We start from the raw sequence: 14,845 nt of genomic DNA on the forward strand, positions 1-14,845 counted from the left end.
CGCCCGCCGGGACCGCTCACGCGGGCACGCCGTCGGTTACTGCACGGCGACGTGGTCGACGGTGCTGGAGACCGCCGCCGTGTTCGCGGCGCCCGTGAAGCTGAAGCGGTAGTCGCCGCTGGTGGTAGCGGTGACGGTGGTCCTCGCGGTGCCGTCCGCCTTCGAGTAGATGCCCTTGAGGTTGGGGAAGTCGGCCGCGCCGTCGGCGCGGAACTGCACCTTCACGGACTGGTCGGCGTAACCGTCGTACTTGAAGGACTGCCAGTTGGCCCGGGTGAGCTTGCCGTCGATCGTGAGGGTGCCGCCCTTCTTCACCGGCTCCGGGGTGGCGTCGGCGGTGAGCTTGGCCATCCGGAGGAGCTTGTGGGTCTTGTGGAAGTCGTTCCAGTACATGGTGCCGTCGTTGGACAGCGCGGCGGCCGAGACGTGCCAGGTGCCGGACAGGGCGTTCTTGTACAGCTCGAAGCCCGGCTGGGCGGTGACGGTCAGGGTGCAGGTCGACGTGGTGGCGTCGACCGGCGTGCAGTCGGCGGCATCCTCGTTCGGCTGCATGAGACCGTCGAGGCCCGCGTCGACGTCCGTGCCGTGCCACAGGTCGATGTACGCGTCGAGGATGCCGGACGGGTGGCTGGCGGTCAGCGACACCGTGAAGGTTCTGACGGTCGTCGTGCCGAAGACGAGGTTCCTGCCGCCGTTGACGGTCACGTCGGACACGACGGGCGCGGCCTGGGCGGCGATCCGGCTGGACCGCTCGGTCTCCGCGGGAGAGGTGCCGAAGCGCTCGGCGGCGGTCGGCTTGTCCAGGTCCGGCCCGACGGGCGCGTCGGCGTGCGCGGCGGGTACGGCGAAGGCGGACAGGGCCAGGGCGCCGGTGACGGCGGCCACGGTGGCTCGAGTACGCAAGGTTCCCCCTGTGGGAAGTGGTCCCGGCGTCGGCCGTTCCCCGAGGGTCGGCGTCGGCGCGGGACCAGATCACGTGGAGTCTGTTGACTCACATGATCGGATTCGCCACGGGAGTGAATGGTTGGGCGGAAGAGATGGACGGGAGGTGAACAGAGAGTGCGGGCCCTACTTGACGTCGATGACGTCACCCTTGGCGCTGACCGACCCGGCATTGGCGCTGCCCGAGAAGATGTAGCGGTAGGTGCCGTCCACGGAGGCCTTGACGGTGGTCTTCACCGCGCCGCCGGTGCCCGACTTGACCGTCTTGAGGGTCTTGTAGGCGGACGACCCCTTCTTCTTGAACTGCAGTTTCACGGACTGGCCGGTGTAGCCCTCGTACACGGACCTGTCCCAGTTGGCCCGGGTGAGCTTGCCGGTGACGGTGAGGGTCTTGCCCTTCTTCACCGGCTCGGGGGTGGCGTCGGTCGTGAGGTTCGTGTCCCGCAGGATCTTGAAGGTCCGGAGGTTGTCCTTCTCCACGAAGTCGTCGTCCACGGCCCCGGCGAGCCCGTACGTCTTCCAGGTGCCGGCCTGGGAGTTCTCGGGTTCGAAGCCCGGCTGGAGCGTGAAGTCGGCCACGCAGGTCGACTTGGTGCCGGTGACCTTGGTGCACTTGGCCAGGCCCTGCGCCGCGTCGGGGAGGAGATGACCCGAGGGCTTGTCGAGCGAGCCCCGGTACAGGGCCACGTGGGCCGCGTAGATGCCGGAGTTGTCCGTGGCGGTGAAGGTGACCTTGATGGTCTTCTTGGCGGTGGGGCCGAGGACGACCGCCGCCCCGCCGTTCACGACGACGTTCGACATCCTGGTGTCACCGTACGAGTCGTCGGCGTGAGCGACCGGCACGGCGAGGGCGGACAGGGCCAGGGCGCCGGAGACGGCGGCCACGGTGGCACGAATACGCAAGGTTCCCCCTGGTTGTACTGGTTGTACTGGTGCTACGGATGAAATGGACGAGATGGTGGCGGCGGCCGCCCTCGGAACTTTCGTGGAGGTGGGTCGGCCGCCGCTTCCCGGCGTGCGCGTGGGCGTGAGCCCTGCGAGGGCTTCCGTCGGCCGGTACGGCCTACTTCACGTCGATGGCGTCACCGGCGGAGTTGATCGCCGGGGAGGTGGACGTGCCCGCGAAGGAGTAGCGGTAGGTGCCGTCCACGGAGGCCTTGACGGTGGTCTTCAGCGCGCCGCCCGTCCCCGACTTGACCGTCTTGACGGTCTTGTAGGCGGACGTGCCCTTCTTCTTGAACTGCAGCTTCACGGACTGCTGCGTGTGCCCGGCGTACTTGCCCGTGTCCCAGTTGGCCCGGGTGAGCTTGCCGGTGACGGTGAGGGTCTTGCCCTTCTTCACCGGCTCGGGGGTGGCGTTGACCGTGAGCTGCGCCTGCCGCAGGAGCTTGAAGGTCCTGATGTTGTCCTTCTCCACGTAGTCGCCGTCCTTGGCCGAGGCGACGCCCCAGACCTTCCAGTTGCCGGCCCAGGAGCTGAGGAGCTCCTCGTCGGGCTTGACCGTGAAGGTGGCCACGCAGTTCGACGTCGTGCTGTTGACCTTGGTGCACTTGGCATAGCCGTCCGCCCGGTCCGGCAGGAGGGCGCCCGTGGCCTTCTCGATGTTCGAGCCGCGGTACGGCAGCGCCATGGCGAAGTTGATGCCCCGGTTGTCCGTGGCCGTGAAGGTGACCTTGACGGCCTTCTTCGCGGTCGGGCCGAAGACGACCGCCTTGCCGCCGTTCACGACGACGTTCGAGATCTTGGTGTCGCCGTACGCCTCATCGGCGTGCGCGGTGGGCACGGCGAGGGCGGACAGGGCCACGGCGCCGGAGACGGCTGCCACAGTGGCTCGGATACGCAAGGTTCCCCCTGGTTGCACTGGTGGTACCAGTCGTACTGGTCATGACTGGTCGTTTGGGTGAGTTGAACGAGATGTGCACGGCCCGCAGCCCGTCCGGCGGTGGCGACGGCCGCCCTCGGAACCCCCGTGGAGGTGGGTCGGCCGCCGCTCCCCGGCGTGCGCGTGGGCGTGAGCCTGCGGGGGCTTCCGCCGGCCGGTACGGCCTACTTCACGTCGATGGCGTCACCGGCGGAGCTGACCGCAGCGGCGGCCGAGTTCCCCGCGAAGGAGTAGCGGTAGGTGCCGTCCACGGTGGCCTTGACGGTGGTCTTCAGCTTGCCGGCGGACTTCCCGGTGCCCGCCTTGACGGTCTTCACGTCCTTGTAGGTGGACGTGCCCTTCTTCTTGAACTGGAGCTTGACGGACTGCGAGCTGTAGCCGCCGAACTTGAGGGTCTCCCAGTTGGCGCGGGTCAGGTTGCCGGTGACGGTGATGGTCTTGCCCTTCTTCACCGGCTCCGGGGTGGCGTTGACCGTGAGCTTCGTGGCCCGCTGGAACTTGAAGGAACCGGCCTTCTCCTCCCACACGAAGTCGCCGTCCTCGGCGTCGATCCACGCTTCGACGTACCAGGTGCCGGCGTTCGCGTTGCTGAGGTAGTCGACCTTCGGGTCGATCTTGACCGAGGCGGCGCAGGTAGACGTGGTGGCGTTGACCTTCGTGCACTTCGGCGTGCCGGTCATGTAGAAGCCGAAGTCGGGACCGCTCAGGATGAAGGAGTCGGCACCCGCGATACCCGCGTTGTCCCTCGCCGTCACGCTGATCTTGATGGTCTTCAGACCGGAGGTGGACACCTGCACCTTGTTGTCCCCGTCGACGACCACCTTGGTGATCTTGGTGTCGCCGTGGCCCCCATCGGCCTGCGCGACCGGCACGGCGAGGGCGGACAGGGCCAGGGCGCCGGAGACGGCGGCCACGGTGGCACGAATACGCATGCGTTCCCCACGTTCTGGAGGGAACCGGCGGCGGCCGAAGCGCGCCGCGCGGTACCCGGATTGGCTGCGGTGAGCCTGTCGGCTCGCGTGATCAGATACGCGAGCCGGGGGAATAGTTGTACGAGTGGTGAAGGATCTCCGCGCGTGTCGCGGAGATCACAACCTCCCGTCCGCCCAACAGCCTTCCGTCCGCGCTCAGTCGAACCAGCGGTCCCGCGCCAGTTCCGCCGTCCGCGACGGGTCCTCCAGCAGCGCCGCCACCTCGAAGCGGCGCGGCCACTGCCCCGCCGCCCAGGCCAGCCCGGCCGCGACGCCCTCCAGCGTGGCCGCGTGCAGCACGCCGTCACGGGTGCGGCGCCAGTCCAGCTCCACCCCGTCCACGGTCAGATCCTCGTGCTCGACGTACCAGGCCGGGGTCGACGGGCCCAGCAGGACGCGCACCGGGTCCGGCACGTCGTGCTCGGCGCCCTCGGAGGTCACCTCGCCCGTCACGGACTCGCTCAGCCGCCGCACCTGGAACAGTTCCGCCAGCTCGGCGGCGCGCGCCGGCCGTACGGGCAGCAGCGGCACCCCGTCCGTGAAGGGCAGCAGGTCGGGCGAGTCGACGACCATCGCGTCCGCCGCGTCCACGACCACGACCTCACCGTCCCGTACGGCCCGCAGCTCGTCCGGCAGCGTCACCTGCTCGGGGTCGAGCTCGGCCAGGGCACCGTAGAGCGCGTGCAGTTGCGGGGCCGTCACGGGACGGTCCGGGTCGGCCAGGCGGTCGAGCAGTTCGGCGGCGCCGCCCGGCTCGTCCAGCAGAGCGGCCACGCTCGTCCGTACGCCCAGCGCCCGCAGCACCTGCTCGTCGTCGAAGCCGGTGGCGTCGGCCTCGTCGTACAGGCCGCGCAGCAGCGGGTCGCCGCCCGCGGCGCGCAGTCCGGCGGGGCGGCGGCCGCCGAGCACCGGGTGCCCGCGCAGCCACCACGCCGTGTACGGGCGGACGATCTCGTGCGTGCCGTCCGGCAGCAGGAGGCGCACCGGCTGGGTGAGCGCGTCACGCAGCGGCGGGCGGGAGAGGAGGGCCAGGGCCTCGGGCCAGCGGTCGTCGTCGACGAGGTCCAGGTCCCGTACGGCGACGAGTTCCGTCGCGACCGGCGGGACGGGGGTGTCCGGCAGCCGGTCCAGGACGTCCTCGCTCCACACGTCCACGGCGTCCAGCAGGCCCGCGTCGTCGGGCTCGGCGAAATCTCCCTCCCGCGGCTCCAGTTCGTCCGGGTCGAGGACGACGTCGGTGGCGCGGACGAGGGCGAACGTGGCGAGGACACCGCAGGCGGCCAGGGGCTGTTCGCCCCAGCGCGCGGCCAGTTCCTCGTCCACGGCGGCGAGTTCACCCTCACGCATGACCTGGGCGAAGGGGCTGCCGGGGAGGACGAGTTCCCCCGCGGGCGCGAGTTCGCCGTCCTCGTCGGGGAGGGCCAGGGCGCCGAGCCAGGGCTCGTCGCCGGCGTCCAGGCCGGCGTCCCGGACCAGCGCGAGGACGAGGTCCGCGAGCTCCTCGGCGTCCAGTCCGTCGTCGGTGTCCCAGTGCGCGCCGCCGATGCCGCCCTCGTCGTCCAGCGAGGCGGCGACCGCGGCCCGCACCTGCGGCGTGGTCAGCACGGCACGCGGCGTCGCGGGGAGGGCGCCGAGCTTCTCCAGCAGGGGGTGGGCGGCGTCCGGGTGGGCGACCTTGAGGCCGAGCCGGGCGAGGGACCCGGGCGCGGCCCCCTCGGAGGACGCGGCGGTGGGGAGGAGGATCTGGCGGGGGCCGATGGTCGTCCGGCCGTCGGCCAGCGGCACCGGGAGCCCGGACAGCCGCTCCGGGTCCACCCCGGCCAGGCTGTCGTACAGCCGCCGCCACCAGCCGGGCGCCTTCTCCAGGCCGGCGAGGCGGTCCACGGCCTCGGTGAGCGGGACCCGGGCGACACCCAGGGTGCGCAGTTCGACACGGCGTTCGAGCCCGGCGGGCAGCAGGCTGGGCAGCACCTCCGCGAGCACCCGTACGGTGTCGGCGCCGGCCCCCTCCACGATCTCGGCGTCGCGCGGCCGGAGCGCCTCGGGGAGGTCCTCGTCCTCGGCCGGATCGAGGGCCGTGGGCAGGAAGGCGGTACGCGGCAGCCGCTCGAGGAGCGCCTGCCGCAGCGCCCCGTCCAGCTCGCCCCGGCCGAGCGGGCCGGGCACGAGGTCGAGGATGCCGGGGGTCACCGGCCGCCAGTCGCCGAGCAGTTCCGCGTAGGCGTCCGCCGCGCGCTCCACCAGGAAGTCCGTGAGCGGTCCGGGCGCGGCGTGGCGGCGGGTGGGGTCGAGCGGGAAGGACGCGATGAGCAGGGCGGGCACGCCGAGGGGCTCGTCGCTGGGGGTGGGCGCGTGCACGACGGGGGCGGTACGGGGCCGGGCCGGGGCGCCGTCGGCGTCCACGGGCACGGCCCAGGTCACGGACCAGTACGGGCGCAGCCGCTCCTCGACGGGCCGGCCGGCCAGCAGCGCCGCGTCGAGCGTGCCGTGCGCGGCGGCCGTACGCCAGTGGGTGACGCCGTCACGGGTGTCCTCGACGGTCACCCCGCCCTCCCGGGCGACCCGCCGCAGGGTCCGCGCCCCGTCCCCCACCTCGACGACGACCTCCTTCAGGCCCGGCAGGGCGAGGAGCAGGGCGTCGTCGACGGCGTGCAGCAGCCGCTCGGCGAGGTCCTCGGCGGCGGTGTCCCGCAGCGGCAGGATGACGACGGTCTCGTACGGCGCCGGGGCGCTGCCCTCCGCCGGGAACGGCAGCCGCAGCAGCGGTACGTGGCCTTCCCGGCGGCGGAGCTCGTCGCCGAGCCCCGGGTGGCGCAGTGCGGTGTCCGCGGCCAGGTCACGGCCCTCGGCGAGGGACCAGCGCACCCCGCCGTGCCGGCCGACCAGGGCGGGCTCGTCGCTCACGGCGAGCACGGCGGCGAAGCCGACGCCGAACCGTCCGACACTGGTCGCGTCCGCCTCCGCGTCCCGCTTGGCGGAGGCGCGCAGGGTGGACAGGGACTCGACGCCGGCCGCGTCGAGGGGGGCACCGGTGTTGGCGGCGGCGAGGACGCCGTCGCGGAGGGTCAGCCGCAGCCGGCCGGGCACCCCGGCGCGGGCGGCGGCGTCGGCGGCGTTCTGGGCGAGCTCGACGACGAGCCGGTCCCGGTACCCGCCGAGGACGAGGTCCTCCTCGGCGTTGGCGTCCTCACGGAAACGGGCCGGGGCGGCGGCCCAGGCGTCCAGCACCCCGCGCCGCAGCCGGGCCGTGCCGAACGGGTCCGCACCCTCGGCCGCCGGCCGCACGAAGTCGCTCACGGTTCACCTTCCCTGTCGTCGGCCATGAAGGTACCGCGCCCACCCCGGCAACCGCTTTCAGGAGGCCGCCCGCACGGGGACGCCCACACAGCCCCCACCGCATGTGCGGGTGCCCCGCACATGCGGTGGGGTGCCGGCGATGTGGTTCCCGCGAGGCGGGGGCCGCCGGGGAGGGTCCGGCTAGGAGTGCCCCAGCTCCGCCGCCGACGCGTCCTGAGCCACCGGCACCGAGCCGGAGTCGGCCGCCGGCCGCAGCGGGAACGGGTCGACCATCGTCTCGTCGATCACCGGCGGGGCCGGCCGCGGCGGCTTCGGCATGACCGCCGCCTCCGAGTGCCCCCCGCACCCGTACGCCAGCGACACCATCCGCCCGTCCGCCGGCGCGAACTCGTTCGTGCACACGCCGAAGGCCTGCCCCAGCGAGCCCCCGATCCGTACGAGGAAGCCGCAGCTGACGCACGCGGCGGGCGCCGCCTGGGCCATGGCGGTCTTCGGGCCGTAGGACTCCTCCCAGCGGTCCGCCGCGGTGTGCAGCCCGTAGCGGGACAGCACGCGGGCGCGGCGCATGCCCAGTTCGTCCGCGACGGCGGCGATGGAACCGCGCGCGGGCGCGACCGGTACCGGCGTCGACCGCCCGTCGGTGACCTCGATGTCCTCCGTCCCCACCAGCTCGGCCATCTCCTCGGAGAGGGCGGAGTTCGGCGGCGGCTCGTCCTCGCCGGAGTAGCCGGGCTCCAGCCGGAGGTCGTCGGCGTCGGTGGGCAGCAGGTCCCCCGGGCCGAGGTCGCCGGGCCGCAGGCGCTCGCTCCAGGGCACCCACTCGGGGGCGAGCAGCGCGTCGGGGCCGGGCAGCAGCACGACCTCGTCGAGCGTGACGTACTTGGCGCGGGAGGCCCGGGCCACGGTCACGGCCCAGCGCCAGCCTCTGTACCCGAGTTCCTTGCACTCGAAGAAGTGCGTGACAACGCGGTCCCCCTCGGAGACCAGCCCGGCATGCTCGCCGACGACACCGGGCGCGGCGGCCTCCTCGGCGGCGGCGCGGGCGAGGTCGACGGCCTCCGCGCACAGACGGTCGGGGGTGCGGCTTCGCGTTGTCGCTGCGCTCACAGGTATCGCTTCTCTCCTACGCCGTCTCACGAGTGCGCCCCCGGGCGGAGCGGGGGTGCGGACGGAGCGGCTGAGGGACCGCCCAGGCCGCGGAGGGCACTGGGGGTGGGCCGCGTCGACGTCCGCGCCCGATCGCGCTCGGGCGCGCCTACGTCATCCATTCTGCGGGATGCCGGAGCGGCGCGCGGCCGAGAACAACCGCCGGGTCGTTCTAGGCACGCTACCTGCTCCCGGCCCCTGGGCCCACCCCCGACGTACGCTTCCGCACTTCCGCCGCGCCCGCGACGGGCCGGAACACCGGCCGGACGGGGTGTGCGGCGCCGTGTCGCGGTGGCGCGAAATCGCCGCGGGGGAACGCCTGGGGGGACCGGGAGGAGACACCCGGGTACGCACGGAGGGATACCCGGGTACGCGCGGAAAGACACTTGGCTACGCACGGAGAATTCCGCGCGTGCGTACCCGGACCGAAAGCGTCTCCGAGGGCGCCCGCGCGGACGCGTCCCGGGTCCCACGGGCACCGTTCCGCCCCACCCGTGCCTCAGCTCACGGCCTTCATCCGCGCGGGGGCGCACTACACCCCCCGAAGTCGGGGCACTATGACGGAGTGGCAGCCGCGAGGTCGACCCAGAGTGCCACCGGGATCCGTGGTCCCGAGGGCGGCAAGGGAAGCAGTCGAGGCGGCGGACCGGGCCGGGTGGGCGGCGCCGTCCGCTCCGTCGGCCGTGCCCTGCACTTCCCGGTGACCGGCACGGCCCGCGGCATCCGCCGGGTGACGCACGCGCACGGCGCCGGCGAGTCCGGGCTGGGCAAGCTGATCGAACTGCACGCCGTCAACGGCGCCGGTGACGTGATGATCACCGTCGCCCTCGCCTCCACCGTCTTCTTCTCCGTGCCCACGGACGAGGCCCGCGGCCGGGTCGCGCTCTACCTCGCCATCACCATGGCGCCCTTCACCCTGCTCGCCCCCGTCATCGGCCCGCTCCTGGACCGGGTGCCGCACGGCCGCCGGGCGGCCATGGCCACGGCCATGCTGGCCCGGGCGCTGCTGGCGCTGCTGCTGTCCGTCGCGGTGGTCAGCGGCGGCATCGAGCTGTATCCGGCCGCGCTGGGCGTGCTGGTCGCGTCCAAGGCGTACGGGGTGGTCAGAAGTGCCGTGGTGCCACGCCTCCTGCCGCCCCGGTTCTCCCTGGTCAAGGCGAACTCGCGGGTGACGCTGGGCGGGCTGCTCGCCACCGGTGCGGCCGCGCCCGTCGGGGCCGGGCTGCAGCTGATAGGGCCGCGCTGGCCGCTCTACGGCGCCTGTGTGATCTTCATCGCGGGGACGTTCCTCTCCTTCTCGCTGCCGCGCGGCGTGGACTCGGCGAAGGGCGAGGACACCGCGCTGCTCGCGGCCGACGCCGGGCACCTGCACGGCCCGCACCGCAGCGGGACGCTGAAGCGCCCGGGCCTGCGCACCGTCGGCACCGCGGTCACCCACGGGCTCGCCGCCAACGCCGCGCTGCGCTGCCTGTCCGGCTTCCTGATCTTCTTCCTGGCGTTCCTGCTGCGCGAGCACCCGATCGCCGGGCAGAGCGCGGCGGTCTCCCTCGGCATCGTGGGCGTGGCCGCGGGCGCGGGCAACGCGCTGGGCACAGCCGTCGGGGCGTGGCTGAGGTCACGGGCGCCCGAGCTGATCATCGTGACTGTCGTCGCGGTGGAGCTGGGCGTGGCGGTCACGGCCGCCGTCCTCTTCGGGCCCGTGCTGGTGGCCTGCCTCGGGGCGGTCGCCGGCTTCGCGCAGGCCCTCGCGAAGCTGTCGCTGGACGCGATGATCCAGCGGGACGTGCCCGAACGCGTCAGGACCTCCGCCTTCGCCCGTGTGGAGACGCTGCTGCAGATGTCCTGGGTGCTGGGCGGCGCCATAGGCATCGCGCTGCCGCTGAACGGCGTGCTCGGGCTGGCGGTGGCCGCGGCGATCGTCGCCGTCGGCTGGTTCACGACGGTCCGCGGGCTGCTCTCCTCGGCCCGGCACGGGGGCCCGTCCCGCCCCCGGGTGGCGTGATCCGCGGCACGCCGCTCACCCACCTGGTCACGGCCCCCGGCCTGCCCGATAACCTTCGGCCATGACCTTCCTGCGTCCCGAAGCGCGCCGACGTCGCGCCGTCGCCACCCTCGGCGCCGTCTCCGCCGGTCTCCTCGCGCTGTCGGCCTGTGACAAGCCGACCCCGATGTCCACGATCACGGTCGGTTCGGACTCGGTGAGCGCCGAGACCGACTGCTACGGCCACGGCAAGACGGTCGCCACCGCGCAGCTGTCGAAGTGCCTCCAGGGCAAGGACATGAAGTCCATCACCGTGGACCCGGACGAGACGGTCCGCTTCGGCGTGGACCCGGACATCGCGGACGCGGGCTGGACGATCCTGATGAACGGTCAGCCGCTGACCGACTCCAGCACGAAGACGTACCGCACCGTTCCGGGCAGCGTCTTCTTCAACGCCCAGTACGGCGCGCAGGGCGACACCACGGTCGTCTCGGTCCGTGAGGGCGAGGACAAGGTCACCGGACTGTGGTCCTTCAAGCTCAGGAAGGACGCCTGACCACGTCCGCGCCCACCGCCGCGGGCCCCGGGCCCGCCGTACGCATCCTCGTGGCCACCGCGGTCGCCGTCGAACGCGACGCGGTGGCACGGGCGTTCCCGCTGTCCGCCGTCGAGGTGCCCCTGCCCGCCGCCACCCTGTACCGGTACGACGACCGGTCCGGGCAGGGCACGGGGCCCGCCCCTGAGGGCCTCCCGTACGTCCGGTACGACCTCCTCGCCGCCGGTGTGGGTCCCGCCCGCGCCGCCGCCTCCACCGCCGCCGCGCTGACCGCCGCCGCGCTGGCCGGGACGCCGTACGACGTGGTCGTCTCCGCCGGGATCGGCGGCGGTTTCCAGCCGGACGCGCCGCTCGGCTCCCTCGTCGTCGCCGACGCGATCACCGCCGCGGATCTGGGCGCCGAGGCCCCGGACTCCCCGGGCGGCTTCCTGCCGGTCACCGAACTGGGCTTCGGCGTCGTCCACCACGAGCCGCCGGAATCACTCGTACGGGAGGTCGCGGCGGCCACGGGGGCCCGGACCGGCGCCGTACTGACCGTGTCGACCGTCACCGGCAGCGCCGGGCGCGCCGCCGAGCTGCTCGCCCGCCATCCGCGCGCCCTCGCCGAGGGCATGGAGGGCTTCGGTGTCGCCGAGGCCGCCGCCGCGCACGGCACGCCCGTGCTGGAGCTGCGGGCCGTCTCGAACCCCGTCGGCCCCCGCGACCGGGCCGCCTGGCGCATCGGGGACGCCCTGGGCGCGCTCACCGCCGCCTTCGGGAAGCTCACGCCCGTACTGGAGAGTTGGACCTCACATGACCGAACAGACTGAACCGCAGCCGCAGCACCGGCCGGAGCGCACCGAGCCGCAGGCCGAGACCGTGCGGGACGAGCCGCTGCGGATCGCGTACTCGCCCTGCCCGAACGACACCTTCGTCTTCGACGCCTGGGCGCACGGCCGGGTGCCGGGCGCGCCCGCGCTCGACGTGACGTTCGCGGACATCGACGTCACCAACGGCATGGCCGAGCGCGGCGAGTTCGACGTGCTGAAGGTGTCGTACGCGGTGCTGCCGTACGTCCTGGACGAGTGGGCGCTGCTGCCCTGCGGGGGCGCGCTGGGCCGGGGCTGCGGGCCGCTGGTGCTGACCAGGGAGCCGGGCGCCGACCTCACCGGCCGCAGGGTCGCCGTGCCGAGCGAGAAGTCGACCGCCTACCTGCTGTTCCGGCTGTGGGCGGCGGACGTGGTGCCCGGCGGGGTGGGCGAGATCGTGGTCATGCCCTTCCACGAGATCATGCCGGCCGTACGGGACGGGAAGATCGACGCCGGTCTCGTCATCCACGAGGCGCGTTTCACGTACCAGAACTACGGGCTGCACAAGCTCGCGGACATGGGCGAGCACTGGGAGCGCACCACCGGGCTGCCGATCCCGCTGGGCGCGATCATCGCCAAGCGGTCGCTGGGCGCGGAGCGGCTGGAGCTGCTCGCCGACTCAGCGCGCGCGTCCGTACGGGCCGCCTGGGACGACCCCGAGGCCGCCCGCCCGTACGTGCTCGCGCACGCGCAGGAGATGGACGCGGCCGTCGCCGACCAGCACATCGGGCTGTACGTCAACGAGTTCACGGCGGACCTCGGCGAGGACGGCTACGCGGCGGTGCGCGGGCTGCTCACCCGTGCGGCGGCCGAGGGACTGGTACCGCCCCTCGGCCCGCAGGCGCTCGACTTCCCGTGATCGCGCGGGACGTGGGCCGGCCTGGTCAGACGTCCAACTGGTCGGCGACCGCGCGCAGCAGGCCCGCGATCTTCGCGCCGGAGGCCTTCTCGGGGTAGCGGCCCCGCTCCAGGAGCGGCGTGATGTTCTCCAGGAGCGTGGTCAGGTCCTGGACGATGGAGGCCAGTTCGTCGGGCTTGCGGCGCTGCGCGGCCGCCACCGAGGGGGTGGGGTCCAGGATCGTCACCGACAGCGCCTGGTCGCCGCGTTGGCCCGCGACCACACCGAACTCCACGCGCTGGCCCGGCTTCAGGGAGTCGACTCCGGCGGGCAGGACAGAGGAATGGACGAAGACGTCACCGCCGTCGTCACGGGAGAGAAAGCCGAAGCCCTTCTCGCTGTTGAACCACTTGACCTTGCCGGTAGGCACGTCTGTCCTCGTCCTCGTACTCGTCGGAAACTGCGTCTGAAGGCGGTGCACGACGTCTTCCGCGCGGGCGGAAACGGCTCTGTATAGCACTACGGCGGGCCGTCGGGACCCGCCGGTTCCAAGGCTAATGGTCCGGGGGCCGGTGACAAGACGTCGCCCGGCTGTTCCTTCGCGCTGGGAACTACCCTGGTCGGGTGCGTGACAAAACCCAACCGAATTCCAGCGAGGCGGGTGACCGGCTGATCCGTGCCGGTGCCGTCGTCTTCTTCGTCGGCGCCGTGGCCACTCTGGTCACCGTGGCCCCGCTGTTCCTGGGAACGACCCCGTTCCCCACCTATATGTTCGGGCTGAGCATGTTCATGGGACTCGGATTCCTGATGGCGGGAGCGGGGGTGTTCCAGTCGATCGCGGCGGGACGCCGCCGAGCCCGCGAGGTGGCGCGCGCCCCGCAGTGACCCCGGTACGCCCCCGCGCCCGCCCGCGCCGGACCCGTCAGACCGTCGCGCGGTACTCCGCGAGCCAGGCCGGGAACGCCGTCAGGTCCGGCAGGACGGTGTCCGCGCCCGCCGCGCGCAGTTCGTCCGCGGCGTACGGTCCGGTGGCCACGGCGACGGAGTGCGCGCCGGCCGCGCGCGCCCCGCGTATGTCGCCGAGGTGGTCGCCGACGTATACGTGCGCGCCGTGCTCGATCAGCGCCTCGGCCTTCTGTTCGGCCCACAGGTCGCCGATCACCGCGTCGGGCTCGATGCCGAGGTGCGCCAGGTGCAGCTGGGCGTTGGGCTCGTACTTGGCGGTGACCACGACCGCCCGGCCGCCGGCCGCCCGTACGGCCGCGATCGCCTCGCGGGCGCCGGGCAGGGCGGGCGTCGCGGCGATCGCGTGTGTGGGGTACATCTCACGGTAGAGCGCGCCCACCTCCGCGATCCGCTCCGCGGGGAACCAGTGCGCCAGCTCCTGCTCCAGCGGCGGGCCGAGCCGGGTGACGGCCAGGTCGGCGTCGACGTACGTGCCCGTGCGCGCGGACAGCGCCCGGTAGTTGGCGTGGATGCCGGGGCGGGAGTCGATCAGCGTCATGTCGAGGTCGAAACCGACCGTGGGGGCGCCGGTGGGGACACCGTCGGGGACATCAGCGGGGGCGGAAGAGGTCGTGGAGGCCATATCGGCCATTGTGACCGGTCCCGCGCCCGCCCACCGGGCCGCCCGAGTGGCTAGTGGGCCCGCTGGGACCGCCACACCAGGTACACGGCGGACGCGACCGCCGCACCGCGCAGCACCCAGGGCCAGGTGCCCGCGATCGCGTCGCCCATCTGGTCCTCGGCGATGGGATCGCCCCACCGGCCGTCCGTACGGCCCCACAGCCAGACGATCCCGGCGACGGCGGCCGCCCCGGGCACGCCGAACACGGCCCACTTGGACTCGTTGGGGGACAGGCGGCGCGACAGGTAGGCGATGAGCCAGCCGAGGATCAGGGGCACCAGGCTGCCGATGAAGGCGCCCGCGACGAGGAGGGCGGCCGCGAGGAGCAGCAGCGGGTTGTTCCAGCCGCTCTCCGGGCGCAGCCGGGGGACGCGGAGGCGGTTGCCCTTGGCGGCGGACACGGGAACGGCCGCCTCCACGGCGACCGCCGCGCCCTTCTGCCGGGGAACGGCACCGCCCGGCGTGCCCTGGCCGCCGGCCTTCCCCTCCGCCGCGTCCGCCGCGTCCGTCTTCCGGAACGAGGGCTTGAGGAGTTCGGGGATCTCCACGCCGCCGACGAACCCGGGGACGAGATCGCCGAGCGCGAGCTCGCGGTCGCGGTCACCGGCGCGGGCACCGTCGCCCCAGGGGCTGTCCTCGGCCTGCCACCAGTCGGTGGGCGCGGTGCCGTTCCCGTTCCCCTCCGGTCGGGCCGGAGGGGCCGGGCGGGTCGGGCCGGGCGGCGCGGGCTCGTCGTCGGCGGGGGCGGGCGCCGCCG

At 73.3% G+C, this 14,845-nt stretch carries 14 protein-coding genes; 5 read left to right on the plus strand and 9 right to left on the minus strand.

Annotated elements, in window-relative coordinates; all coding sequences use genetic code 11:
- Nucleotides 1-36: 36 nt before the first annotated feature.
- The 6 genes from UW392_RS39660 to UW392_RS39685 all read right to left on the minus strand — a co-directional run bounded on the left by UW392_RS39660 (nt 37) and on the right by UW392_RS39685 (nt 8,199).
- Nucleotides 37-903, minus strand: coding sequence for a DUF5707 domain-containing protein (locus UW392_RS39660; RefSeq protein ID WP_320780106.1), 867 nt, complete (start codon nt 901-903; stop codon nt 37-39).
- 165 nt (nt 904-1,068) lie between these two features.
- The gene (locus UW392_RS39665) at nt 1,069-1,845 is read right to left on the minus strand and encodes a calcium-binding protein (protein WP_320780107.1); all 777 of its coding nucleotides are present in this window, start codon (nt 1,843-1,845) and stop codon (nt 1,069-1,071) included.
- A 160-nt stretch (nt 1,846-2,005) separates the two neighbouring features.
- Nucleotides 2,006-2,767, minus strand: a complete 762-nt coding sequence (locus tag UW392_RS39670; protein WP_320780108.1) for a calcium-binding protein — start codon at nt 2,765-2,767, stop codon at nt 2,006-2,008.
- Nucleotides 2,768-2,988: 221 nt separating this feature from the next.
- Entirely contained in the window at nt 2,989-3,756 is a 768-nt protein-coding gene (locus UW392_RS39675; RefSeq protein WP_320780109.1) for a calcium-binding protein, read from the minus strand.
- A gap of 195 nt (nt 3,757-3,951) precedes the next feature.
- Nucleotides 3,952-7,092, minus strand: coding sequence for a sacsin N-terminal ATP-binding-like domain-containing protein (locus tag UW392_RS39680; RefSeq protein WP_320780110.1), 3,141 nt, complete (start codon nt 7,090-7,092; stop codon nt 3,952-3,954).
- 180 nt (nt 7,093-7,272) lie between these two features.
- On the minus strand, nt 7,273-8,199 hold the full coding sequence (locus tag UW392_RS39685; RefSeq protein ID WP_320780111.1) for a DUF3027 domain-containing protein: 927 nt from the start codon (nt 8,197-8,199) through the stop codon (nt 7,273-7,275).
- 604 nt (nt 8,200-8,803) lie between these two features.
- On the opposite strand from UW392_RS39685, the gene UW392_RS39690 reads away from it, so the two are divergent.
- The 4 genes from UW392_RS39690 (at nt 8,804) to UW392_RS39705 (ending at nt 12,482) form a co-directional block, all read left to right on the plus strand.
- Nucleotides 8,804-10,240 (plus strand): MFS transporter, encoded by a 1,437-nt coding sequence (locus UW392_RS39690; RefSeq protein WP_320780112.1) that lies wholly within the window; start codon nt 8,804-8,806, stop codon nt 10,238-10,240.
- Nucleotides 10,241-10,301: 61 nt separating this feature from the next.
- A complete protein-coding gene (locus UW392_RS39695; RefSeq protein WP_320780113.1) occupies nt 10,302-10,775 on the plus strand; it encodes a DUF2771 domain-containing protein in 474 nt (157 codons plus the stop codon).
- Nucleotides 10,745-11,584, plus strand: coding sequence for a futalosine hydrolase (locus UW392_RS39700; protein ID WP_320780114.1), 840 nt, complete (start codon nt 10,745-10,747; stop codon nt 11,582-11,584). The genes UW392_RS39695 and UW392_RS39700 overlap by 31 nt, the downstream gene beginning before the upstream one ends.
- Nucleotides 11,568-12,482, plus strand: a complete 915-nt coding sequence (locus UW392_RS39705) for a 1,4-dihydroxy-6-naphthoate synthase (RefSeq protein WP_414497043.1) — start codon at nt 11,568-11,570, stop codon at nt 12,480-12,482. The genes UW392_RS39700 and UW392_RS39705 overlap by 17 nt, the downstream gene beginning before the upstream one ends.
- Before the next feature lie 25 nt (nt 12,483-12,507).
- Here UW392_RS39705 and UW392_RS39710 read toward each other — a convergent pair whose 3' ends face one another.
- Nucleotides 12,508-12,891, minus strand: coding sequence for a cold-shock protein (locus tag UW392_RS39710; RefSeq protein ID WP_320780115.1), 384 nt, complete (start codon nt 12,889-12,891; stop codon nt 12,508-12,510).
- Between the two features lie 194 nt (nt 12,892-13,085).
- On the opposite strand from UW392_RS39710, the gene UW392_RS39715 reads away from it, so the two are divergent.
- Nucleotides 13,086-13,346, plus strand: coding sequence for a hypothetical protein (locus UW392_RS39715; RefSeq protein WP_320780116.1), 261 nt, complete (start codon nt 13,086-13,088; stop codon nt 13,344-13,346).
- 37 nt (nt 13,347-13,383) lie between these two features.
- On the opposite strand, the gene UW392_RS39720 is transcribed toward UW392_RS39715, so the two are convergent.
- Nucleotides 13,384-14,049 (minus strand): HAD family hydrolase, encoded by a 666-nt coding sequence (locus UW392_RS39720; RefSeq protein ID WP_320780117.1) that lies wholly within the window; start codon nt 14,047-14,049, stop codon nt 13,384-13,386.
- A 50-nt stretch (nt 14,050-14,099) separates the two neighbouring features.
- A partial coding sequence (locus UW392_RS39725; protein WP_320780118.1) for a hypothetical protein occupies nt 14,100-14,845 on the minus strand: 746 nt, incomplete at its 5' end.

It is taken from the genome of Streptomyces sp. CRN 30 (assembly GCF_034105845.1).